We start from the raw sequence: 23,479 nt of genomic DNA, 5'->3' as shown, positions 1-23,479 counted from the left end.
GGGCCGCCCGAAAGGACTGCTCCCTGTTACTGCGCTTTTTCCCACTGGCCCTTACGGGTCAGATAGGCGAACTCTGCCTCGGTGACCGGGGCAACAGAAAGGCGGGACTGCCTGAGCAGTGCCATGTTTTCCAGAGCCGGGTCCGCCTTGATCTCCGCCAGAGTGACAGGCGCCTTAAAGGCACCATCGGCCTTCACATCCACACAGACCCAACGGGGGTTATCCGCTGTCGGATCGGGGAAAGCTTCCCGCACGACCTCGACCACACCTACGATGCGTTTCTCCGTCACGGAATGATAGAACAGGGCCTTATCCCCGCATTTCATGGCGCTCAGATTATTGCGGGCCTGATAGTTCCGCACGCCTGTCCATGGTTCGACATCATTCTTCACCTGCTCATCCCACGAAAAGGAGGCCGGTTCTGATTTGATAAGCCAGAAGGCCATACGTCACTGTCTCCCCATTTTTCCCGCCGGGAGCATTCCTCCATCCGGCGGACTGACTATCTGCAGCCATATCGTGTATGGCACTCTGCTTTACAATGCCTGACTTCAGGGCTTTTTCAAAATGGACGGCCCTGCCTTTTTTCATTTTTCTTCTTTCCGGTAAGCCGCCATACTCCCCGCATGTTTCCTTCCACTCCCCCTTCCGGCCGATGGGCAAACAGCCCGGCCCGGTTCCTGCACGTTACCCGTCCCCTCACCTTGCCCTGCCTGATAGCTGGTCTGACCATACTAACCGCAGGGCTGATCTGGGGGTTGTGCTTTGCCCCGGCAGACTGGCAACAGGGTGAGACGGTACGCATCATGTATCTACATGTCCCCATGGCGTGGCTGGCCTCTGCAGACTATGTGCTGCTAGCTCTCTGCGGAATGCTCTCCCTCGTCTGGCGGCATCCGCTGGCCAGTGTCGTGGCCCTTGAGGCCGGACCGCTAGGTGCCACCGCCGCCGCTTTGTGCCTGATGACCGGCTCCCTCTGGGGCAAGCCGGGCTGGGGCACATGGTGGGTCTGGGATGCCCGGCTAACTTCCATGCTCGTTCTGTTCTTTCTCTATGTCGGGCATGTCCTGACCATCCGGGCCTTTGACGACCCTATGAGGGGGCAGCGTGCGGCGGCCCTGCTGGCTCTGGCGGGTGTGGTGGACCTGCCCATCATCAAGTTCAGCGTGCAGTGGTGGAACACCCTGCATCAGCCTGACAGCATTACCCTGACCGGGGCCCCCGCCATGGCGATGAGCATGTTCCATCCCCTGCTTGTCTGCACGGTCGGCTTCACCCTGACGGGCCTTGCCCTGCTGCTGATCCGCACCCGTGCGGCCCTGCTGGAACGCCGTGCCCAATCCCTTGCCCTGCGGGAGCCCCTGCCATGATGAACCCCGCTCACTGGCCGCCACATTGGGGCTTCGTGCTGGCCAGCTACGGGCTGGTCGTCATGGCCCTCATCATCACGACCGGCAGCAGTCTGCTCCGCCTGCGCCGGGCAGGACGGAGGCTTGCCCTCATGCAGCGCCTTCAGGCGAAGACGGCAAATCAGCCCGACAGGCAGGAAAAGGATTAACAGCCTGCCCGTGTGTCTTTAAACGGGAACGGTATGTCTGCCTCACGTCCCTTCACCCGCCGCAAGGCGGGACGTTTCTGGATCATTCTGGCCTGTCTTCTCTGCCTTGGCAGTGCGGTGGGACTGGTGCTCAATGCGCTTTCCAGCACCATCGTCTTTTTCATGGCGCCTTCGCAGATGCTGGCTCATCCACCCTCATCAAACCAGACCATCAGGCTGGGGGGAATGGTCGTGGCAGGCTCCCTCCATACCAGCCACGCCACAGACAACACGCCAGAAGCCCGCTTTGACGTGACAGACGGTCAGGCGGCCATCACCGTGCAGTATCGGGGCATCCTGCCGGACTTGTTCCGGGAGGGACAGAGCGTGGTGGCCCTGGGCCATTATGACGGAAACGGTTTCACAGCCAGCGAGGTTCTCGCCAAGCATGACGAGACCTACATGCCCAAGGAAGTCGCCGATGCCCTCCAGAAAACCGGCAAATGGGACCCACGCTTCGGCCCGCCCCCGGATGCTGCGAGCTGGAACAGCATGACCGCCCCTCAGCCTACGCCACCGAACAGGCCGGGAGCTGCGGAGTAGCATGGCCTTTCTGACAACATTCTTCTGCCCTGAAGGCGGACATTTTGCTCTGGCTCTGGCCTGCGCGCTGGCCTTCATGCAGGGTGTCCTGCCGCTCATCGGCCTCCGCCGTGCAGACAGTCCCCTGACAGCTCTGGCCCGCCCTCTGGCGCTCAGCCAGTGTCTTGCCCTGCTTTTTGCATGGGTCTGTCTCATCATGGCGTCTCTGGGAGATGATTTCTCCCTGAAGCTCATTGCCGAGACCTCGGCCATCAACAAGCCATGGGCCTATAAGATTGCCGGCCTCTGGGGCAATCATGAAGGCTCGCTGCTGCTCTGGGTGACGCTGTTAAGCCTCTGGTGTGCGGGGCTGGCCCTGCTCCCCGGCCAGAGTACCACCCGACCGGAAAAACTGCCCGACCGCCTACGGGCCCGGATTCTGGCCCTTCTGGGACTGGTAGGGGCAGGCTTTCAGCTTTTCTGCCTGACAACCTCCAACCCGTTCCTGCGGCTCTGGCCTGTTCCGGCTGACGGGATGGGCATGAATCCACTCCTTCAGGACCCCGGCCTCGCCGTGCATCCGCCGCTGCTCTATAGTGGCTATGTCGGCTTTGCCGTGCCTTTCGCCTTCGCCATCAGCGCCCTTCTGGAAGGCAAGGCTGATACGCTCTGGGCACGATACATGCGCCCGTGGGTCATCAGCGCGTGGGCGCTGCTGACATTGGGCATCACGCTTGGGTCATGGTGGTCCTATTCCGTGCTGGGCTGGGGTGGCTACTGGTTCTGGGACCCGGTGGAAAATGCCGCCCTCATTCCATGGCTGACGGGTACGGCCCTGCTCCATAGCGTTCTGGTCGTGGAGAAACGAAACCTTCTGCAGGGCTGGTGTCTGCTGCTGGCTCTTGCCACCTTTGCCTTTTCCCTTTCGGGAACCTTTCTGGTGCGGTCGGGCATTCTCAATTCCGTTCACGCCTTTGCCAATGACCCGGCTCGTGGACTGTTCATTCTGGGCTTGCTGGGCCTTTATGGTGGAGGGAGCCTGCTGCTCTTTGCCATCCGTGCCCCCTCTCTGGCATCCTCACAATCAGGCTTTGCCCCGCTCTCCCGTGAAGGAGCCCTGCTGCTCAACAACATTCTGCTCTGCACGCTCTGCGCTGTTGTGCTGACGGGGACGCTCTACCCGCCCTTCATGCAGCTTCTTCTTGGGCGCACCCTCTCCGTTGGCAAACCGTTCTTTGATGCCACGACCATTCCGCTGACCCTGCCGCTTCTGGCCGTCATGGGGGCCAGCATGGCCCTGCCATGGCGGCAGGCCCGGACGGACCGGCTGATACCCCGTCTGGCTCCTGCCCTGCTCGTCACTGCCGGGAACATCCTGCCCGCCTTCTGGCTGTTCTCCACACCGCTGGCAGCGTTTGCCGCCCTGCTTGCGCTCTGGGTCATCAGCTCTGCGCTGCTGGACCTGATTTTCCGCCTCTACGCCTTACCAGAAGGAAACCGCCAGCTTCACCGGCTACCCCGCAGCCTCTGGGCAGCCAGCCTCGCCCATATTGGCGTAGGCGTAACCATTCTTGGCCTCTGCGGCATGGCAGGCAGTCAGGAACGCCTCATAGAAGCCAAACCCGGCACCCATACCACACTGGCCGGACGTGACTGGGAACTCACGGCCCTGACGCCTCATCACGGTCCCAATTATGAGGCGGTGGAAGCACATCTGACCATCCGCCAGCATGATGCTCACGGGCCCCTCCTTGCCGAACTGGAACCGCAAATCCGCCTATTCCCCCAACAAGGCCAGAAAACGCTTCATGTCGCCATTCTTCACCGGCCTCTGGAAGACCTCTACGCTGCCCTCGGCAGTGTGAAGGAAGAACATGATCCGCAGGGTCAGAGCCATTACAGTGCCATTCTGCGCCTGCATGAAAATCCCCTTGCCTCATGGATATGGCTGGGCGGCATCATCATGGCTCTGGGGGGCGGGCTGCATCTTCTGCCTTCACGGCGGCGTCTGATGCACTCAGCACGAAAGGCCCGGTCATGAGACTGACACGCCGCCATCTTCTGGCCGCTCTGCCTGCGCTGGGGGCTGCCGGGCTGGGGATCGGGTTTGTCCGTATGCTGCATGGTCTGAATCAGGGGCATTTTGACCCCAGAGCCATCAATACCCCTCTGACAGGCCAGCCCGTCCCCGGCTTCCCTGCACTACCGCCCCTGCCTGACGCTCCCGGTCTGCCCGGTCTGACCCGTGAGAACTTCCAGAACATAAAGAAGCCTGTTCTGCTCTCCGTATGGGCCTCATGGTGCCTGCCCTGCGTGGAAGAAATCCCTTTCCTTCGGCAGCTTGCCGCCTCTCTGGCCAGCGATGCTACCCCGCTGGAACTCTGGGGCCTCTGCTACAAAGACCAGCCCGCCCGTGCTGCCCACTGGCTGGAACAGGCAGGCCACCCTTTCACCCGGCTGGGCATGGATCAGGATGGGCAAGGCGCCATAGACTGGGGCGTGACAGGCGTACCGGAAGCCTTCCTCATCATGCCCGATCCTCAGGCAGGAGGGCGCATTGTCTGGCATGGTACAGGGGCACTGACAGAGACCATCTATCAAACGCAAATCATCCCGCATCTGGAGGCAAAACCGTGAGGCTGCTCCTTGCCCTCTGCCTGCTGCTCCTCACCATCACGCCCTGTCTGGCCGTGGATACGCCGGATGAAATGCTGCCTGACCCTGCCCTTGAACAGAAAGCCCAGCAGATCGGCCAGCAGCTCCGCTGCCTCGTCTGCCAGAATGAGAGCATTGAGGAGAGTTCTGCCCCGCTAGCCAGAGACCTGCGCCATATTGTCCGCCAGCAGCTCCAGCAGGGGCGCTCCGCCACGGAAATCGAGACATGGATGACCCAGCGCTATGGCGAGTTCATCCGGCTGCGCCCCGGTTTCTCGCCTGCCACGGCCCTGCTCTGGCTTATGCCCCTGCTCAGCCTTATGGTAGCGCTGCTGCTGGTACGGCGCCTCTGGCAGCGTTCCGCTCCGCCGCCGACTCCTCTCACACAAGAAGAACGCCGTACCCTGAACAGCATGTTGAAAAAGGACTGACCCCATGTCGCTTCTGATCGTTGCCCTCATCTGCCTGTTCGTGGGGCTGCCTGTCGGGCTTAGTCTCATCATGCGGACACGGGTCTCCAGCCAGACGGAAGACCCAACCCTCTCCCTCTACCAGCGGCGGCTGGACTCTCTGGACCGGGACAGGCAGGCAGGTCTGCTGGAAAAACAGCCCTATGATGCTGCCCGCATCGAGACGGAACGGAACATCATCAATCATGTCTCGAACCCACCCCAAAGCCTCTCCGGCTCTGGCAATGCGCATAAGATTATAGGCATTGCCACTCTGGTGCTTGTGCCGATACTGGCGCTGCTCCTCTATGCCATCAACGGGCAGCCTTTCTTTGGGCCGCAGCCTGCCAGTCAGGTTCAGGCGTCTGCTTTCAAGACATCGCCCATCATGCCGCCTGCCAGTACCATGACACCTTCCCCCAGCACACAGGGCGCAAAACCATGAAGTCTGGTCCGTCATCATATTTCGCCCGTCTCACCCGCAGTGCAGCCACACGCCTGGGCAATACCACCCAGCCCCTGCCCGCTCGCAGCCTGAGTGCCTGCCCCTGCTGTCATCAGCCCATCCAGACAACTGCCAGCCAGTGCGCCCACTGCCATGCAGAAAAACATTATGGCCCTGTCCGGCGGGAAAGTTTGATCTGCTCTCTCTGTGGTCTGGCGCTCGTTCTGAGCCTTACCCGGTTACTCTTTCCCCAGCTTTTTGCTCCTTTCTCCCTCTGGGTGATCCCGCTCATGCTGGCAGGGCTGGCTGCAGGATTCATCTTTGCCCAATTCCGCTTTGCGGGGGATCGATGGCTACACCTTAACAAAGGTTGAAGGCGGGTTCCTTTTCACCCTCCATGAGCCTATCATCGGCACCATTTTCCAGCCTGCCCTGATTCCGGAGGATCATACCCATGCCCGCTACGCCTTCTTCCCGCCCCGTTGCCCAGCGTGGCATGGCTGTGCTGAATGACCCGCTCCTGAACAAGGGCACCGCCTTCCCGTGGGAAGAACGCACGGCTCTGGGGCTGCATGGGCTGCTTCCCCCTGGCATCCATACACTGGAAGAACAGGTCGATCAGGCCTATGCAAACATCATGAGTGAAACGGACATTCTGGACCGCCATGTCCGCCTCCGTTCCATTCAGGACAATAACGAGACACTCTTTTACGCCCTGATGCAGAAGCATCTCGCAGAGCTTATGCCGGTTGTGTACACGCCGGGCGTTGGGCAGGCCTGTCAGGAATTCTCCAAAATCTGGCAGAAGCCACGGGGCATCTTCCTTTCCGGGGCGGACCGGGGCCACATGGCCGAGCGTCTGGCCGCCATCCCCAATGATGACATTCGCCTCGTCATCGTCACGGATGGCGAGCGCATCCTTGGTCTCGGTGATCTCGGTGCCAATGGCATGGGCATCCCCATCGGCAAGATTTCCCTTTACACGGCCTGCGCTGGCGTCAACCCGGCCCTGATGCTGCCCGTAACGCTGGATGTCGGCACGGATAACGCCACGCTCCGCAACGACCCTACCTATATCGGCAGCCGCAGCCCCCGCCTGAAGGGGCAGGATTATGCGGATTTCATTGAGGAATTCGTAACGGCACTGCTTGGCCGCTGGCCGGACTGCCTGCTGCACTGGGAGGACTTTGCTGGCCGCAATGCTGCCCCGCTGCTTCAACGCTATCGGGAGCGTCTGCCCAGCTTCAATGACGATATTCAGGGAACAGCAGGCATTGCCACAGCCGCCATCCTCAGCGCCCTGAAAGCCAAGGGAGAAACACTGGAACAACAGTGCATCGCCTTTGCAGGCGGCGGTGCGGCCGGGATCGGTATTGCCGAGCTGCTCCTTGCCACCATGAAGACCGAAGGTCTATCGCAGGAAGATGCCCTCAAGCGCTTCTACATCGTGGACCGCAACGGCCTGCTGACGCACGACATGGAAGGGCTGAGCGAAGGGCAGGCCCTGTTTGCCCGTCAGGACGAAACAGCTCAGAACGGACAGGGGCGCACATTGGCCGATGTCATCAGCCAGACACATCCCACCATTCTCATTGGTGTTTCCGGTCAGGCAGGACTGTTCAAGGAAGGAATGATCCGGGAGATGGCATCATACTGCACCCGCCCAATCATCTTCCCTCTCTCCAATCCAACCAGCCATGTTGAAGCCACACCGATGGACATTCTGACATGGACAGCCGGGCGGGCCATTGTCAGCACGGGCAGCCCCTTCACACCCGTGGAGATTGACGACCGCAGCATCACCATCGACCAGACCAATAATTCCTACATCTTCCCCGGTCTTGGGCTCGGGGCGCTGGCCTGCAAGGCAAAAAGCATCAGTGAAGGCATGATTATGGCTGCCGCTCAGGCTGTAGCCGCTCTCTCCCCCCTGAAAACAGGCGGGACCAGCCTCCTTCCCCCACTTGAAAACATCCAGAACGTGGCCCTACGAGTGGCCTATGCCGTAGCCCAACAGGCCCAGAAGGAACAGCTCTGCCCCGCCTTTAATGATGTCGCCTTGCAGGAGGCTCTATCTGCCCTGAGCTGGCGGCCCCGCTATCAGCCCTATCAGGCCGTCTGATCCTCTTTTCTTCATCTTCCTCTGGCAGGACCCCCGTACATGGCAAACCGTACAGAAACTGATGGCCTCGGCCCGATTGATGTTCCCCAGACGGCTCTCTGGGGAGCGCAGACCCAGCGGTCGCTCCGCTATTTCAGCATCGGGCAGGAGCTCATCCCCCGTGAGATGATTGAGGCTTATGCGATCCTCAAGCGGGCCTGTGCTGTCGCCAATGCCGCCAGCGGGCGGCTGGAAAATGACAAAGCTGATCTCATCATCCGCATCTGTGATGAAATCATGAGCGGGATGCATGACCGCCACTTCCCGCTTCATGTCTGGATGACGGGCTCTGGCACACAGTTCAACATGAACGTCAATGAGGTCATCGCCAACCGGGCCAGCCAGATCACCGGGCAGAAGCTGGGCAGCAAAAAGCCACTGCACCCCAATGACCATGTGAACATGGCGCAGTCCACCAACGATACCTTTCCCAGTGCCATGTATATCGCCAGTGCACTGACCACTCATCGCCGCCTGATTCCAGCTCTGGAACGGCTGCACGGAGCTATTGCCCACAAGGCAGCGCAGTGGAAGCACATCGTGAAAGTAGGCCGGACCCATCTTCAGGATGCCGTACCCATCACGTTGGGGCAGGAATGGGAAGGCTATGCCGGAATGCTGGAAGACAACATCCAGCGTCTGGAACAGGCCCGTGACGGATTGCTTCCCCTCGCTCTGGGAGGGACAGCCCTCGGCACCGGCGTGAATACCGACCCAAAATTCGCTGCACGGGCCTGCAAGGAAATTGCCCGTCTCACCCAGCTTGATTTCACCAGCGGCACTAACAAATTCGCCCTTCAAGGGGCTCATGATGCGCTGGTGCATCTCTCCTCCACCCTGCGGACGCTAGCGGGCAGTCTGTTCAAAATTGCCAATGACATCCGCCTGCTTGCCTGCGGCCCCCGTGCCGGGCTGGGTGAACTGAACCTGCCCGTGAATGAACCCGGCTCCTCCATCATGCCCGGCAAGATCAACCCCACACAGGCCGAGGCCCTGACGATGCTCTGCCTTCAGGTTATGGGAAATGATGTCGTTGTAGGCATGGGCGGTGCTGGCGGAATGCTGGACATGAACGCCTATAAGCCTCTCATGATTCAGAACATCATGCAGAGCCTCACCCTGCTTCATGATGGTATGGAGAACTTCCGCCGCTTCCTCATTGAAGGCACAACAGCCAATGAGGAACATATCCGCAAACAACTTGACCACTCCCTCGTACTGGTCACGGCTCTTTCCCCCAGCATTGGGTATGACAAGGCCTCTCAGGTCGCACATCATGCCGTGGAACATGGCCTCAGCCCCCGCCAGAGTGCCCTCGCCCTCGGCTTCATGACAGGTGAGGAATATGACCGTGTCGCTGACCCGAAACTGATGCTCCAGCCGAACATCACACCACCCAAGGCGTAATCACACGCCTCATGCGACACATATGGGAAGGGCCTGACGGAATATACCGTCAGGCCCTTTTTCCTATCCCTGTCTCATAGAAAGCGGGGCCGCCCATACGGACGACCCTCCCACTTTATCAGAACTTGTAACGGAAGCTCCCAGACCCGCCAGAGCTGGTCTGATGCCCACCATACTGGCCGATATAATCGACATTCACATCGATACGATCCGTCAGATGGGCCGAAAAGCCCGTGTTGATCTGCGCCGTATTGATGGAAAGCGGCGTGCCCTGCACGCTCATGCCATATCCACCCGCCAGAGACGTAAACCCTTCCCGCACGGACGCATTCGTCCGCCCAAAGGCACGGCGATACCCGGCCTCCAGATGCGGCGAGAAGATCACCTTGCCGATATTCACGCTCGTAGCCAGCTTCACCCCTACCGTGGAGAAACCGATGGAGCTGTTCCGCCCCTTCACCGCAAGAGCCGCATCAGCGCCATGCTCGTGGTAATTGGTCTGATCATAATTCAGATAGGTCATCCGGGCAAAAGGCTCGACCTCAAGCGGCAGACGGCTCTCGCTGGCAAAGACCATGCGATACCCCGTCTCAGCAAAGGCCTGCCCCGTCCCCGTCCGGTTGTTGGACGACATCCGCCCCGCATAATCCCCGTAGGTGATGCGGCGGTTCGTATGCAGCATGTTCCATGAATAGCTCAGCCCACCCTTAAAGGTGATGGCTGCATTCTCCGTCAGCCCACCAACACGCCACGCATTGCCCACATAGGCCCCAAGGGTTGCCGAGTTGGAATGAGCCGAGGAACCACGGCCAGACTGCACACTGAACCAGTCACGCCCATAGGCCAGAAGCCCACCAAGGCGCCAGCCGCCTGCCAGACCCGTATCCGCCCCCATGACCCAGCCTACAGTGGACTGACCCATATGAGCCGCCCCGGCACTGCCGCCAGACTGGCCACCTTTCTGCCCATAGACCGTTCCCCAGACAGACACATGACGGGTTGGGTCCACATCGCAATAGCCGCTTGTCTGCTGCTTGCCATCATGAGCACGAGCCCGCATCGCATCCCCGGCACAGTCCAGACGATCCACGACAATCTCCTGAACATAGAAGCTGTCATTGACCATGGCCGTCTTGGCACTGGCATTGATCTCACCAGAGAGGGCATTATAGGCCCCACGAACCTGCTCACCCGTCTGGATGGCAGACCCTACCAGTGCATTCATGAAGCCTGTTGATGCCGTAGCACGGTCCAGTCTGGAAGCCACCTGCGTCTCGTTGCGAGACTGAGCATAACTCCTGAAATTAGCCTCACGCACATAATCCATGACCCAGCTACGCCCATCCTGCGCCTCGGACACCGTACCGCTCAAGAAAGCCGTATGCAGAGGGGAAGCCTGAGCATCCGTACCATTGGACATCTGGGCCTTTTCAGCCAGTGTGCCGGAGGCCTCTGCTGTATCAGCAAGCTTCAGGACCGTGGTCTTATAATGCTGTTGCAGAACCATGCTGGACAGGTCATTGACCGTAGCGGCCACCTGCGCCCCATTCAGATGGTTCTGGCTGCCTGTCAGCGTCAACGCTGTGGCCACACCCTTGCTGCCATCCAGCGTCACACCAAGAGATGCCTTCGAGTCCAGATTGAGGTTATTGACGGTCCCGCTACCGGAGATCGTGGCCCCAGCCGCTACATTCGTAGACCCGTTAAGAGTCGTGTTCACGGCCAGATCACCCTGACGCACATTGGTCGTGCCCTCAAAATGACTGTCATCAACAGACTGGGCCAGTGTCAGAGTGCCCGTTCCTGTCTTGTTGAAGACGCCGGAACCGCTCAGGGGATTATCGAGGCTTTCCGTGCCATTTTCTTCAATCGTCAGAGAGCCTGCAATGTTAATGCCATTCGTACCCAGAGACTGCGTCCCGGCGGTCACATCCGCCCCTTTGGCAATCTCCGTTCCACCAGAATAATAGTTCGTTCCCTTAAAGACGACATTCTGCCCCTGAACGATCAGTCCACCCTGACCAAACAGAGCATCACCGTAAGAGGTGTTATTACCCGTCAGTGTCAGTGTTGAACCCTTGCCAAGATAGCCGGTCCCGTAACCTGTCAGAGTACCAATACCGGCCTTGGCGTTATCGGCAACAACAAGAAGATTACCTGTACCTTTCAGATCATTCAGCACAGCGCCAGAATTGCCCGTCATACTGTCGTGCACAGCCGACAGCAGCGCCTTGGCCTGTGGATCGGTAACTGTCTTGAGTTGTTCTGCAATATAGGCCTGACGATCAGCACTCATCCTGCCATCTGTCCGGTCCAGCCCAGCCACATGATCAAGAGCCTGCGAACCATTACTGTTCAGCGTGCCAATGCTAGCACTATCAGCCATTATGACCACGCCAGACCGCTGATCCAATGTACCCGTCACTTTAGCCTGATCGCGCAAAACTACCGTGCCGGTATTGGTCATGGAAGCAACCTGCCCCGTGCCGTAAATGCCAGTCTGGCCGCCACTATTGGAGACATCACCCGTCTGACCTGTCACAGAGAGCGTCCCATTATTCACGACACGGCCAACCTGCCCCGCCACATTCAGCGCCGCTCCCTGAACAACAGAGACCTGACTCTTATCAGAGATCACACCATCACGGGCCACATTCAGCGTACCCGCCAGCACGCCCGTAGCACCGCTATAGTCATTCTGACCGGACAGCGTGACAGTCCCAGCGCCTGTTTTCATCAAGCCTGTTTTGGCAGCACCATCATCCACAATCGGCGTTGCGATCGTGCCTCTGCTTCCCGCCGTGGCATTAACATTCAGCATGTTCTGGCCATTACTGGTCGGGGCTGCGGCAAGAGCACCACCCGCCAGCGTATACTCACCAAACCCGAAATTGACGGAAGACGTCTGAACCGGCTGAGCCTTGCTGCCCTCAACCGCTACCGTGCCACCCCAGCCAATAAAACTGGCCGGCGCTACAGGGGACCCGGCTTTACCGTCAGAAACACCCTGTGATGTCAGAACGGCATTTTCACCAGACCATGCTTTCGGCGCAGACTGCTGTGCTTCAGTCACCCCGCTATTGGTACCTGTGTTACTGCCAGTCGTACCTGTCGTGCTGGCCGTTGTGTCATGACCCGTTGTGGTACTGGTGTTGCCAGTCGAAGGGGCCGTGCCTGTCGTGCTCGCCGTTGTATCGTGACCCGTTGTGGTGCTGGTGGTGCCAGCCGAAGGGGCCGTGCCTGCCGTGCTCGCCGTTGTGTCATGACCCGTTGTGGTGCTGCTGGTGTTGCCAGCCGAAGGAGCCGTACCTGTCGTGCTGGCCGTTGTCTCATGACCCGTTGTGGTGCTGGTGTTGCCAGCCGAAGGGGCCGTGCCTGTCGTGCTGCCAGTCGAAGTGGTCGTACCTGTCCCATTAGTGGTGGCCTGTGCCACCAGCACATCAATACTTTTGGTCGCATCATCATGAACATAGCTGAGTGCCTGTCCGGCCTTGGTCGCCACAAGCGTAGCCTGCTGCTGCCCGGAAAGCGTGCCCGTATAGTCGATCAGATGATAGATACCGGCATCAATAGCGCCATTCTGACCCTTATTCTGCCCGGTGATACCGGCAATCTGGATGTTACCACCCAATGTTACATTACCATTGACTTCAGCATGGGAGTTATAGGCATCGCCTTTGTTCCCCTTCTCGGAAGTCGTCCCTTCGTAGAAGGTGGTCGTGCTGCCCTGAGCAAGGTTCAGATCACCATAAAGCTTCAGGAGACCCGCATTCGTGGACGTACCGATATTCAGGGTACCGCCATCAGAGACGGTCAGAGCGCCCTGACGCTGCGTATTAAACGTTGGCCCCTGATTTTCAGCTACAAGGCCAAGCGGCTGCATGCCTGTGATTGTAGCCGTACCGCCCTGATTGATGGCAATGTTCCCCGCACCATTCTGGCCACCCAGCACAGCAAAGGAATTATCCAGATTCAGCTGGCCACCATGATCGACAATGATGTCGCCAGAACCTTTCCCGCCATCAACCGGACCAATCCAGAGGCCACCATTCTGGACATTCAGCTGCGCTGACTGCCCCGCCGTGCCTGAATTGACGAAATTACCGGACGCATCATAGCCAACCTGATCCCCGGTGACATGAATGACACCGTGCCCCTCACCTTCGGGAGAATACGGATTGGTATTCGAGTCATTGGTCCGCTCGTCAGGGCCGTTCCCTGCAATATTTCCCAGATAGATACCGCCATTTATGCCACCGCCTGAAATAGTGGCCGAGGCTCCATCAGAAATCCACAAAGTTCCGTGTGAAGCCGCAGGCAGGGTACCATAATGACCTCCCTCCTGAACAATCGATGTCTGCTGCCCTATCACGAGCTGAGCTGCATTTAATATGCTTCCACTATCCCGTACGACAACAGTAGCATCACTAGCAGTAGGAAATTCTTCCGGACTATGATCACTAAGATCAGACGTACCATCTGTACCCGCAGCAATCAGAAGTTCACCAACGTCTACTCTGGCACCATTGTGAAAGAAAACATTCCCCATTTCTCTCGGAGGAGGCACTAGGCTCTGCCCCGTGGTCGGATCTACTGCAACGTATCTTTCCAGACCTGCAGCAGAAATCTCCAGCAGTCCAATATTCTTTATCGTAGCATGGTCAAAATCAGAAAATGCCGTATTGATGTGCACCTCACTCCATGTCGGCAACTCTTCCGCATCGTCATTATATTCCGTATTGACAGGGAACTCCCGAGAGATATCGAACTTTCCTTGCCCCTCTATTGTACCAGAAAAATGGCTTCCTGAACCATATATACTAAAACCGGCACCTTCATCCGGATCGCCTTTGGCGGAATTAAACACTTCTACACGGCCAGAACCGTTCAGCTGCCTGACGTTATTGTATATTGATGTATCCCAATGATCTATAAGAAGGGTTCCGTCCCCTGATATATTCATATCTGTGTTACGCGAATCAGGACCATATATTTTTTTTGAAATGTCTATTCCATCCCAGTAAGTGACAGCAGGTGTAGGTTTATCATTAGAATAATGTAATGTTCCATTAACAATATTAATCTGATTCAGAGTATTTTTTGAGAAATCAGTGCTGGTATTTCCGGTTTCTACCGTCCCTCCTCCTGTTATATTCAGAGATTTTGCATTTATGACTGTATAATCTCCATAATAATCACCCTTCCCCTTACTCAACAAACCAGCATTAGATAACTTGTCGTAATCATTCTTAGAAAGGCCAGCGTAAGCATTATTGGCTGATCCAAATACATTGGTCTGTCCCGTGGGGACTGAAATCGTCACGGTACCGGTCTGGCCATCGGCCTGCGTGATGACATCCATCGGCTGCGCATCATCAGCCCGAGATGCTCCTGCTGAGCCAATCATCAGAGCAAGAACACTGACAGACATGCCAATATATTTCAGGCGGCTTTTTCTGTTCCTCTGTCCCGCACAAGATGAAGACAGTCCAGATGAATAGCCCAGCCCTTTGGAAGGAAATACGTCATGTCTCGGCACTGCTCACGCTCCACAGAATCAGAAAAACCTTTTCTACGTATAAGCAGATTCGATTATCCCTTCTATTTCAGAACAACCAATTCCTTACATATTGTTAACTTAATTCCGAACTGTGACTTTTTCAGCACATATAGAAAAGCCCGCATGGCAGCTGACCATGCGGGCCTCACAGTGAACCAATCAGCTTCTATTATTGCTGAATCAGCTTGCCATCCTTATCCACCAGCGTGATGGGATAATCACCGGAGAAACAGGCATCACAGTTTGTGTGATTATCCACCGGACGGCCCTGATGGCCAAGCGCACGGTAGAGACCATCAAAACTGATGAAGGCAAGACTATCCGCATTAATCGCCTTACACATTTCTTCCAGCGAATGACGGGCTGCCAGAAGATGCTTCTCGGAGGGCGTATCAATACCATAGAAACAGGGATGCTTGGTCGGCGGAGAGGTGATGCGCATATGCACTTCTTTCGCCCCGGCGGCACGAACCATATCCACGATCTTGCGGGATGTCGTGCCACGCACGATTGAATCATCCACCAGAATAACCCGGCGTCCTTCCAGCACGGCCTTATTGGCGGAATGCTTCATTTTCACGCCCAGATTACGGACCTGATCAGTCGGCTGGATGAAGGTCCGGCCCACATAATGATTCCGCACGATGCCCATCTCGTAGGGCAGGCCACTCTCATGTGCATATCCAATCGCAGACGGCACGCCAGAGTCCGGCACAGGAACAACCACATCGGCCTCCACGCCGCTTTCCCGAGCCAACTCACCACCGATACGGGTCCGCACTTCGTAGACAGACCGCCCCTCCAGAACGGAATCAGGACGGGCGAAATAGATATATTCAAAAATGCAGAAACGCCGCCCGACATCACCGAAGGGCCAGAGGGACTTCACACCCTCTGCATTGATGACAACAATCTCGCCCGGCTCAATATCACGCACATAATCAGCGCCAATGATGTCCAAAGCACAGGTTTCGCTGGCCAGCACCCAGCCACCCTTCTTCTCCTCATGGCCCGGCATACGCCCCAGAACCAGCGGACGAACGCCCAGCGGGTCCCGCATCCCCAACATTCCATTATCCGGTGTCAGGGTGATGAGTGAATAAGCACCCTTAATCTTCTTCGCTGCATCCATCAGCCGCTCAATCACCGTGTCATACAGCGAGATGGCAATCAGGTGGACGATGACTTCCGTATCCATCGTGGAATGGAAAATACAGCCACGCTTCACCAGCGCCTTGCGGAGCGTAGCAGCGTTCGTCAGGTTACCATTATGGGCAACGGCCAGCCCGCCAAAAGCATAGTCAGCATAGATAGGCTGGACATTACGAACATGCGTGCCGCCTGTCGTACCGTAACGGTTATGACCAATGGCGGCCTCCCCCGGCAGACCCGCTATGACATCCTGATTGCCAAACACGTCTCCAACCAGGCCAAGCGCCTTATGCTGATGAAAGACTTCACCATCAAAACTGACGATACCGGCCGCCTCCTGACCACGATGCTGAAGGGCATGCAGGCCAAGGGCTGTCAGCGCTGCCGCATTCGGCACACCCCAGACACCAAAAACACCACATTCCTCATAGGGACGACTGGACGATTCAGGAAAAGACATAACGATGGAGCAAACCTGACGGGAGAATCCCGCTCATATCTAAGTGGCACAGCGGCGCAGGCCGTCAACTCCCTGAAAAAACCAGCTTTCCACCCCGTAGTGAAGAAACTCATCCATCATGGGAGGCCTGCGTCCCCCCTTCAATGGCTATTCGATGGCAGAAAGGCAAGATGTTCCGACCATGAAAGAGGGATATAACCCTGCAAAAACGCCACACCACGCACAATGAAAGGAGCAAAACTGCTCCCCTGCATGGCGGTTTCCAACCAGTCCTGTGCCAGATAGCTGCCTGCACAAAAGAGCAGAACCAGCACGACATACCCTCGTACTGCACCAAACCCAGCCCCCAGCAGAGCATCCAGCGGCCCGGAAAGTACCTGCCTGACCCCACGGGCCAACTGTGTGGTGACCATATTCAGTACGATCATGACCACAACAAACAGGACCAGCCGCCCCCCCCAGAAGAAAAGCTGGGTTCCCTGTAAAGAGGGCGGCATGAGGGGTGACACATGCCCCAGAACCAGACCACCAGCACGAGCCACCACCCAGACACTGCCAACCCAGACCAGCAGCGCTCCACTCTCTTGTGAAATACCCCGCATCAGCCCCCAGAGTGTCGACAGCCCCACAAGGGCAAGTATTCCCCAGTCCATCACACCGAGATGTTCCAGAAATGTCCCATGCAGGTCTGTCATTATGGCCACACCTCTCCCCTTAGCCCTGCCAGCCTACCACCCCGGTCTTCAGGGCAGCTTGGTGGAGCGATAGCGCCCCTTGCGAGCCCGTATGCCACGTTTCAGCAGATCTGCCGAGAGATCAACCCGTTCACTCAGCTCACGCCAGACAGCCCGTTCATCCACACCATGCTGCCGCCATATCTTCCGTATTTCCATCAGAAAAAGAGCACTGTCCTCCACAAGGGCCATAGGCTCCCCATACAGATAGTCCAAAAGACAGTCTGTAGCCTGTTCCGCCAGTACTTTGCATTCCTGCCCTTCTTTAGCCTTAATCTTTTCCATAGCAGGCCTATATCTTGCAGATTGTGTCACATTGGCCCTAATCATATCCGTTCTGCTCCTTTCCCCGAAGGCGCAGCGAGCACATAATGCCGCTAACTTAGCACAAAAGGCATAATAAGGAAAACAATTACCCCAATCGGATGATAGTGACCTCTGCTTATGAAGAATATAATTCTTTACGAAAAGTAAAAGAAAATTATTATTTATAATATTACAAGGTATCCATAAATCTTCCAGAAAGACACCACAAAAATACCACAGGCGTCCCGCTACCCTCTCCTTCTGGTCCACATCAATCATCGGTCAGGAAGGTACATATCCTGCGGAGCAGAGGAAGATCATGACTCTCATTTGGGACAACGCGCAGAATTACTCCAACCAGAGCCCTGGCAGGGATGGACGGAACGCCGCAGGTTCACCCGGCTTTTGGTTTGGCCCACGCACTGCTCCTGACTGGGTCGGTCGCTTTGATACGACACTCAGCGCGAACAGCCAGCTCAGCAAAGCGCAGCCAGTGTACAACCTTTCCGTGCCTGCCGGGGCAACTGTCACAAAGCCGGGAGATACATTCACGGTCACTGTGCCGATCCCCGACTCGAACCTGAAAGCCCTGCTGACCGTCTCCTATGTTGGAGAATTCTCCTACAAGCGTCTGACCCGTCCCACACCGGCCACCGTTGCAGAGTTCCAGATCACGAACATCAAGTTCACTAATGACAAAGGGGAGCCTGTTGATCCATCAACCACAACAGGAACCCAAGCCCTCGCCAAAGCGGCATCAGGCGGGCAGGAATATCTTTATCTTCAGCTCGTCCCCAGCACTGGCGATGAATCCCTGAAGACAGACAACCCAGCCGCACCGGGTTCACCGCTTACGCTCAGCAACGTGACGTGGGACTATGACACAGCGGTCCCGCCTGTCGAGATTGCCTGCTTCCTCGCTGGCTCCATGATTGCGACCAACGCTGGCCCCAAAGCTGTAGAAGACCTGGTAGCAGGGGATCTTGTCATTACAGGTCCTGCCGGTGCCCAGAAAATAGAACCCATAACATGGGTTGGCCGTGGCCATGTGGACGTTCAGCCTGACCTCCCGGATGACCGGGCCGGGTATGCTGTCTGCATCCTCAAGGGGGCACTGGGGCAAGACTGCCCCAATGCAGACCTGTACCTGACACCGGAGCACACCCTTTACTTTCAGGGGCGGTTTGTTCCGGTTCGGATGCTGGTCAATCATCGGTCTATTTTCTACGACCATAGCCGTACCTCCTTCGATTACTATCACTTTGAGACGGCGGAACACAGCATCATCCATGCCAACAATGTGGCAACGGAAAGCTATCTTAATGCCAGCAGTCGGCGTCATTTCCGGGAGATGCAGTTTCTCCAGCAGGGCAATATCGTGTCTTTCCCGCCTCTCAAGAGCTGGGAGAAGGATGCCTGCGCTCCCCTCGCTGTGGATATGGCCTTCGTCATGCCGCTCTATGAAACACTGGAGAACCGGGCCCGGGCCCTTGGCCTGCCCCGCCAGAAGCCCCCTGTCGGCCTGACGGATGATTCAGACTTCCATCTGGTCACCAACACGGGCGAGCTTCTCTATGCCATACGGCGGGTGCGGGACCGTGCCATCTTCCTCTTACCGGAGAACGTGACATTCCTCCGCCTCTGCTCCCGTGCCAGCCGCCCCTGTGACACGATTGGGGCCTATGTGGATGACCGCCGCACCCTTGGGGTTCTTGTCGGGACCATGGAGCTATATCAGGATGGGCAGACACACTGCCTGACCCATCACCTGACAGACCAGCAGGCATCCGGCTGGGATGTCGTGGAGAACAGCCCCTGCCGCTGGACCAATGGTGAAGCCATTCTGTCCCTTGAAGGGATCGGCCCCATCCATGAACGGGACATGCTGGCTATCCAGATTATTGCGGAAGGTCCGTATCTGGATGAAACTCAGGCGGCCACATCCACCGTTGCCCTGCCCAGCATGGCCGCAACGCACTAAGATGGACGCCCGGCCTTTCTGGTACATCCATCCAGAAGGGCCGATATTCAACGGGAAACCCTGAAGGGTTTCCCCTCATTAAAAAATACTTTACATATCCCCCCTCTGTGAACGGCTACCAGCGTCTTCCACAACAGGGGATCATGTATCATGGGTCCGTCATCCACAGCTTTTCCGGCTGGTTTTCTGCTGCCTGCCTTTTCCTGCCTGCTGTGTCTTTCTGTCATACAGCCTGCTCTTGGGCAGGCCGTTCCCGTTGCGGGATACTCCCCCGGCGCCCGAAGTGCCACAACAGCCAACACGATGCTCGACAGCGTGGTCGGCAATTCCCATTCGCCTATAAAGAAACAGACCAGCATCACCGGGGAGCTCTACCATATTGCTGCTGACGGAACCGTCACAGCCCCCAACGGGCTGCTCGTCTCCCCCGGGGGCTGCCAAACACCCGGTGCACCCCGCCTTCCCGTCACGCTGAAAGAGCGCAGCCCGCACGCCCATTACCGCTTCGGCACGTCTCTCAGGCATGGGAAAGGGTTTGAGACCGTCTCCATCGGGGTCAGTGAACAGCCCAGCATCACGACCACAAACCCCAAAGCCCCCAAAACGAGACGGGCGACCCTGAATGCCTCTTTTGGCCCGACTGGGTTATATATCCTGCCTGAACCTTGCTCTCGCAATCATCCAAGCGACCGGGCCTTGACGCTGGACGCCGCCGCCAGTCTGGCGAGTGCCGATGGCAATGCCTTCACCCTCGCCGGGAACCGCTCTCATGAGATTCCTGTCAATGTCGCCCAGCCTCTGCCCAATGGGGACATAGAACTGCGTAACAGCGCCCTGCCTGGTCCCGCTTCCCCGTGAGCATCGATATTTCCCGTTTCATACCCCGCCTGCCGCGCCCTGTTCTACTGGCTGCCCTGCTATTGCCGGGCAAGGCTCTGGCACAGGGCGTACCAGCAGCCTCTACACCTGCGGGCGTGCCGATCACATCGCTGCCAGCTCCCATAGGCATCTTCAATCCCCATGCGATTGGCGGCCCGACAGCCAACACCATGGGCACAGAACCAGATGATGACGTGCAGCATACCCCCCTACCAGAGGAAGACCACATTCCTCAGGGGCCGGCCGGTCCTAATCCTACCCCTCATCTGGAAAACACGGTCGCCCTGCCAAAGCTGGAAGCCGTCGTGCTGCAACCGGCTGGACACACGGGCAGCCGGACAGCCCAGCAGCCCATCTCGTCTGAAGGGCTGCGGCTGAGCCATTCGCCAGCCCTCTATAAAGTCATCCTGCCTTATATCGGCCACCCGCTGACCTTCCAGAAAATGCATGAACTGACGGGAGCCATCGCCATTTTCTTCCGTCAGCATGACCGGGCTTTTATCAGCATCACCGTTCCCCCCCAGCGTGTGCATGAGGGCGTGCTACATATTGATGTCTCGGAATACCGTCTGGAACGCATAACGGTGCATGGCAACCGCTGGACACCGGCATGGCAGGTCCGTCAGGCCAGCAACCTCACCCCCAACCAGACCATGGCCATGACCGCCCTTCAGACTGATCTGGACTGGCTGAACCTCAATCCGTTCCGCACGGCAGACCTCATCTACCGCCCCGGCAGCCACCCCGGCAGCACGGATGTGGACATCAACATAACGGACCGCTTCCCTGTCTATGCCTATGCCGCCATGAACAATCAGGCGGACCGCTCACTGGGGCGTCTCAACTGGTACACGGGAGCCTCATGGGGCAATGCCTTCGGGCTGGGCCAGATACTGACCTACCAGTTCAACCGTACCTTCATGAACCGGTTCGACAACCATACGGGGAGCTGGACCATTCCGCTCTTTGGACATAATGCGTTACAGATTTTCGGCAATTATGCTCTCTCCCACCCGACCAGCAACACGCCAGACCTCATAAACCGTGGTCTCAGCGGGCAGGCTTCCATACGCTGGCTGCATATGTTCGACCATATCGCCCTTGGCCGTGATGTCGGGCTGGATGGCATGATCCAGCTTGGTTTCGACTGGAAAAGCACCCACTCCGACCAGTTCTATCATGCCCGCACCATCACGCTCTCCAAGGCGGACACGGCCCAGTTTGTCGTGGGCTATACAGGCTCCATTCAGGACCCGTGGGGGCAGACGCAGATCAATAACCAGTTCTTCTACGGTCCCGGCGGGCTGATGAAGAATGATTCACGGCGGGCCTATGAGAGCATCTTCCCCCTCTCAAGCCCCAATTACGTCTATGACCGGCTAATGCTCACCCGGACGCAGGACCTGCCCTACGGCTTCTCCTCCACCACGAAGGTGACCTTCCAGCGGGCCAGCAAGAATCTGCTCTATAGTGAACAGCTCATGATCGGCGGCATGGGCAATGCCCGTGGCTATTTTGCCAACACGTCATTCGGCAGTAATGGTAATGCCGTCAGTGAGGAAATCTTCACTCCTGCCCTCTCCCTGCTCAAACTGGCCCATCTGCCCACATCCGGGCAGCCGGACAGCAACAAGCTTGGCATCTTCTGGGACTGGGCCGATAACCGGCAGGTCCGCCATGTCGGCACAGGGGCACGAGCCGCCACGCTTGCCAGCGTGGGTGCAGACCTCACCGGCAGCGTGAACCGGCATATCAACATCACTTTTGATGCCGGTATCCGCCTCCGCCGCATCCACACAACGGAACTAGCGAACCGCCGTGGGACATTCTGCGACTTCCAGATTGTTGGCGGGTTTTAGGCCACCGAACGGGGCAGATTCAGCTCCGTCCAGAGCGTATCCAGCGCACTGATCAGAGAATCCAGATCTTCCTCCGTATGGAGGGGACCGGGTGTCAGGCGCAGACGCTCCGTGCCACGAGGCACGGTCGGGTAGTTGATCGGCTGGAGGTAATGACCAAACCGCTTCAGCAGACTGTCCGTCAGCTCACGGCAGAGGGTCGCATCACCCACCATGACCGGCGTGATGTGGGACTGACCGGGCATGTAGGGAATCTTCACCGCTTCCAGCTTCTTCCGCAGCAGGGCTACGGCTTCCCGCTGGCCTTTACGCTCGGCATCGCTGTTACGCAGATGACGGACACTGGCCAGAACACCGGCTGCAATCATCGGCGGCAGGGATGTGGAAAAAATGAAGCCTGAGCCAAAAGACCGCACGAAGTCGCACAGCGCCGCAGAAGCGGCAATATAGCCACCCACCACGCCGTAAGCCTTGCCCAGAGTCCCCTCAATGACCGTCAGGCGATGTTCCAGACCACGCTCCTGCGCCACACCGCCACCCTGTGGGCCATACATGCCCACGGCATGAACCTCATCCAGATAGGTCATGGCGTTATAGCGGTCTGCCAGATCACAGATTTCCTCAATCGGGGCAATATCGCCATTCATGGAATAGACGGACTCAAACGCCACGATCTTCGGTGTATCCAGCGGCAGCTCTTTCAGCTTGGCCTCAAGGTCTTCAAGATCATTATGCTTGAAGATCCGCTTCTCCGCACGGGAATGACGGATACCCTCAATCATGGAGGCATGATTCAGCTCATCGGACAGCACGACACAGCCTTTCAGCCGTGCAGCCAGTGTCCCCAGCGTAACCCAGTTGGAGAGATAGCCGGAATTAAAGAGCAGAGCACTCTCCTTGCCATGCAAGGAAGCAAGCTCTTTCTCCAGCGCCACATGATAATGGTTCGTGCCGGAGATGTTGCGTGTCCCCCCTGCACCAGCGCCGCTTTCATCCAGAGATTTATGAATGGCGGCCAGCACGTCAGGATGCTGCCCCATGCCCAGATAGTCATTGGAGCACCAGACGGTCACATCCCGCCCGACACCATGATGAAAGGCTTTAGGGAACTTGCCAGCGTGACGCTCCAGCTCCGCAAAATAACGGTAGCTGCCATCAGCATGGAGGCCGTCCAGCGCATTCTGGAACAGGGTATCATAATTCATAGACATTGCTCTCCTCAGGGTCCTCAATTTATGGCCCGCCCCCCAGAAAGCAAGGCTTAAACACTGTTATAAACGAAAACATGATTACAGACTGTTTCAAACAGGAC

19 protein-coding genes are annotated in these 23,479 nt (G+C 57.5%); 13 read left to right on the top strand and 6 right to left on the bottom strand.

Annotated features, from left to right (window positions below):
• Positions 1–26: 26 nt before the first annotated feature.
• On the bottom strand, positions 27–446 hold the full coding sequence (locus tag NQF86_RS00830) for an EVE domain-containing protein (RefSeq protein WP_266115732.1): 420 nt from the start codon (positions 444–446) through the stop codon (positions 27–29).
• Between the two features lie 180 nt (positions 447–626).
• On the opposite strand from NQF86_RS00830, the gene ccmC reads away from it, so the two are divergent.
• From ccmC to NQF86_RS00780, 10 genes are all read left to right on the top strand, one after another.
• Positions 627–1,370, top strand: a complete 744-nt coding sequence (gene ccmC / locus NQF86_RS00825) for a heme ABC transporter permease CcmC (RefSeq protein WP_266115731.1) — start codon at positions 627–629, stop codon at positions 1,368–1,370.
• Complete coding sequence (ccmD, locus tag NQF86_RS00820; protein ID WP_266115730.1) at positions 1,367–1,558, top strand: heme exporter protein CcmD; 192 nt, start codon at positions 1,367–1,369, stop codon at positions 1,556–1,558. The genes ccmC and ccmD overlap by 4 nt, the downstream gene beginning before the upstream one ends.
• A gap of 33 nt (positions 1,559–1,591) precedes the next feature.
• Positions 1,592–2,140 (top strand): cytochrome c maturation protein CcmE, encoded by a 549-nt coding sequence (ccmE, locus tag NQF86_RS00815; protein WP_266115729.1) that lies wholly within the window; start codon positions 1,592–1,594, stop codon positions 2,138–2,140.
• A gap of 1 nt (position 2,141) precedes the next feature.
• Positions 2,142–4,160: a heme lyase CcmF/NrfE family subunit gene (locus tag NQF86_RS00810; protein WP_266115728.1), complete on the top strand. Its 2,019-nt coding sequence runs from the start codon at positions 2,142–2,144 to the stop codon at positions 4,158–4,160.
• Positions 4,157–4,756, top strand: coding sequence for a redoxin domain-containing protein (locus tag NQF86_RS00805; protein WP_266115727.1), 600 nt, complete (start codon positions 4,157–4,159; stop codon positions 4,754–4,756). Before NQF86_RS00810 ends, NQF86_RS00805 begins: the two co-directional genes overlap by 4 nt.
• Complete coding sequence (locus tag NQF86_RS00800; protein WP_266115726.1) at positions 4,753–5,205, top strand: cytochrome c-type biogenesis protein; 453 nt, start codon at positions 4,753–4,755, stop codon at positions 5,203–5,205. The genes NQF86_RS00805 and NQF86_RS00800 overlap by 4 nt, the downstream gene beginning before the upstream one ends.
• A gap of 4 nt (positions 5,206–5,209) precedes the next feature.
• Positions 5,210–5,668, top strand: coding sequence for a c-type cytochrome biogenesis protein CcmI (gene ccmI / locus NQF86_RS00795; RefSeq protein ID WP_266115725.1), 459 nt, complete (start codon positions 5,210–5,212; stop codon positions 5,666–5,668).
• Positions 5,665–6,042, top strand: a complete 378-nt coding sequence (locus tag NQF86_RS00790) for a hypothetical protein (protein ID WP_266115724.1) — start codon at positions 5,665–5,667, stop codon at positions 6,040–6,042. Before ccmI ends, NQF86_RS00790 begins: the two co-directional genes overlap by 4 nt.
• An 80-nt stretch (positions 6,043–6,122) precedes the next feature.
• Positions 6,123–7,790, top strand: a complete 1,668-nt coding sequence (locus NQF86_RS00785; protein ID WP_266115723.1) for an NAD-dependent malic enzyme — start codon at positions 6,123–6,125, stop codon at positions 7,788–7,790.
• 39 nt (positions 7,791–7,829) lie between these two features.
• Positions 7,830–9,236: a class II fumarate hydratase gene (locus NQF86_RS00780; RefSeq protein WP_266115722.1), complete on the top strand. Its 1,407-nt coding sequence runs from the start codon at positions 7,830–7,832 to the stop codon at positions 9,234–9,236.
• A gap of 118 nt (positions 9,237–9,354) precedes the next feature.
• On the opposite strand, the gene NQF86_RS00775 is transcribed toward NQF86_RS00780, so the two are convergent.
• From NQF86_RS00775 to NQF86_RS00760, 4 genes are all read right to left on the bottom strand, one after another.
• Positions 9,355–13,785: an autotransporter domain-containing protein gene (locus tag NQF86_RS00775; protein ID WP_266115721.1), complete on the bottom strand. Its 4,431-nt coding sequence runs from the start codon at positions 13,783–13,785 to the stop codon at positions 9,355–9,357.
• A gap of 1,180 nt (positions 13,786–14,965) precedes the next feature.
• On the bottom strand, positions 14,966–16,408 hold the full coding sequence (gene purF / locus NQF86_RS00770) for an amidophosphoribosyltransferase (RefSeq protein ID WP_266115720.1): 1,443 nt from the start codon (positions 16,406–16,408) through the stop codon (positions 14,966–14,968).
• A 140-nt stretch (positions 16,409–16,548) separates the two neighbouring features.
• Positions 16,549–17,103 (bottom strand): CvpA family protein, encoded by a 555-nt coding sequence (locus NQF86_RS00765; RefSeq protein ID WP_266115719.1) that lies wholly within the window; start codon positions 17,101–17,103, stop codon positions 16,549–16,551.
• A 48-nt stretch (positions 17,104–17,151) separates the two neighbouring features.
• Positions 17,152–17,427, bottom strand: coding sequence for a hypothetical protein (locus tag NQF86_RS00760; protein WP_266115718.1), 276 nt, complete (start codon positions 17,425–17,427; stop codon positions 17,152–17,154).
• A 340-nt stretch (positions 17,428–17,767) separates the two neighbouring features.
• On the opposite strand from NQF86_RS00760, the gene NQF86_RS00755 reads away from it, so the two are divergent.
• The 3 genes from NQF86_RS00755 (at position 17,768) to NQF86_RS00745 (ending at position 22,167) form a co-directional block, all read left to right on the top strand.
• Positions 17,768–19,429, top strand: a complete 1,662-nt coding sequence (locus NQF86_RS00755; RefSeq protein WP_266115717.1) for a Hint domain-containing protein — start codon at positions 17,768–17,770, stop codon at positions 19,427–19,429.
• 150 nt (positions 19,430–19,579) lie between these two features.
• On the top strand, positions 19,580–20,287 hold the full coding sequence (locus NQF86_RS00750) for a hypothetical protein (protein WP_266115716.1): 708 nt from the start codon (positions 19,580–19,582) through the stop codon (positions 20,285–20,287).
• Entirely contained in the window at positions 20,284–22,167 is a 1,884-nt protein-coding gene (locus NQF86_RS00745) for a ShlB/FhaC/HecB family hemolysin secretion/activation protein (RefSeq protein WP_266115715.1), read from the top strand. Before NQF86_RS00750 ends, NQF86_RS00745 begins: the two co-directional genes overlap by 4 nt.
• On the opposite strand, the gene hemA is transcribed toward NQF86_RS00745, so the two are convergent.
• Positions 22,164–23,372, bottom strand: a complete 1,209-nt coding sequence (hemA, locus tag NQF86_RS00740) for a 5-aminolevulinate synthase (RefSeq protein ID WP_266115714.1) — start codon at positions 23,370–23,372, stop codon at positions 22,164–22,166. The two genes, NQF86_RS00745 and hemA, sit on opposite strands and share 4 nt — an antisense overlap.
• Between the last annotated feature and the right edge of the window lie 107 nt (positions 23,373–23,479).

It is taken from the genome of Bombella pluederhausensis, from assembly GCF_026385525.1.
GTDB classification, from domain to species: Bacteria; Pseudomonadota; Alphaproteobacteria; order Acetobacterales; family Acetobacteraceae; genus Bombella; species Bombella pluederhausensis.
This window is presented reverse-complemented; position numbering and strand designations above follow the sequence as displayed.

Excerpts from the sequence above, each read along its gene's own strand:
- NQF86_RS00830 (WP_266115732.1), bottom strand. The coding sequence starts at position 446 with ATGGCCTTCTGGCTTATCAAATCAGAACCGGCCTCCTTTTCGTGGGAT.
- NQF86_RS00760 (WP_266115718.1), bottom strand. The coding sequence starts at position 17,427 with ATGGAAAAGATTAAGGCTAAAGAAGGGCAGGAATGCAAAGTACTGGCG.
- purF (WP_266115720.1), bottom strand. The coding sequence starts at position 16,408 with ATGTCTTTTCCTGAATCGTCCAGTCGTCCCTATGAGGAATGTGGTGTT.
- hemA (WP_266115714.1), bottom strand. The coding sequence starts at position 23,372 with ATGAATTATGATACCCTGTTCCAGAATGCGCTGGACGGCCTCCATGCT.
- NQF86_RS00765 (WP_266115719.1), bottom strand. The coding sequence starts at position 17,103 with ATGACAGACCTGCATGGGACATTTCTGGAACATCTCGGTGTGATGGAC.
- NQF86_RS00750 (WP_266115716.1), top strand. The coding sequence starts at position 19,580 with ATGGGTCCGTCATCCACAGCTTTTCCGGCTGGTTTTCTGCTGCCTGCC.
- ccmC (WP_266115731.1), top strand. The coding sequence starts at position 627 with ATGTTTCCTTCCACTCCCCCTTCCGGCCGATGGGCAAACAGCCCGGCC.
- NQF86_RS00755 (WP_266115717.1), top strand. The coding sequence starts at position 17,768 with ATGACTCTCATTTGGGACAACGCGCAGAATTACTCCAACCAGAGCCCT.
- NQF86_RS00780 (WP_266115722.1), top strand. The coding sequence starts at position 7,830 with ATGGCAAACCGTACAGAAACTGATGGCCTCGGCCCGATTGATGTTCCC.
- NQF86_RS00805 (WP_266115727.1), top strand. The coding sequence starts at position 4,157 with ATGAGACTGACACGCCGCCATCTTCTGGCCGCTCTGCCTGCGCTGGGG.
- ccmE (WP_266115729.1), top strand. The coding sequence starts at position 1,592 with ATGTCTGCCTCACGTCCCTTCACCCGCCGCAAGGCGGGACGTTTCTGG.
- NQF86_RS00790 (WP_266115724.1), top strand. The coding sequence starts at position 5,665 with ATGAAGTCTGGTCCGTCATCATATTTCGCCCGTCTCACCCGCAGTGCA.
- ccmI (WP_266115725.1), top strand. The coding sequence starts at position 5,210 with ATGTCGCTTCTGATCGTTGCCCTCATCTGCCTGTTCGTGGGGCTGCCT.
- NQF86_RS00810 (WP_266115728.1), top strand. The coding sequence starts at position 2,142 with ATGGCCTTTCTGACAACATTCTTCTGCCCTGAAGGCGGACATTTTGCT.
- NQF86_RS00775 (WP_266115721.1), bottom strand. The coding sequence starts at position 13,785 with ATGGGGAATGTTTTCTTTCACAATGGTGCCAGAGTAGACGTTGGTGAA.
- NQF86_RS00785 (WP_266115723.1), top strand. The coding sequence starts at position 6,123 with ATGCCCGCTACGCCTTCTTCCCGCCCCGTTGCCCAGCGTGGCATGGCT.
- ccmD (WP_266115730.1), top strand. The coding sequence starts at position 1,367 with ATGATGAACCCCGCTCACTGGCCGCCACATTGGGGCTTCGTGCTGGCC.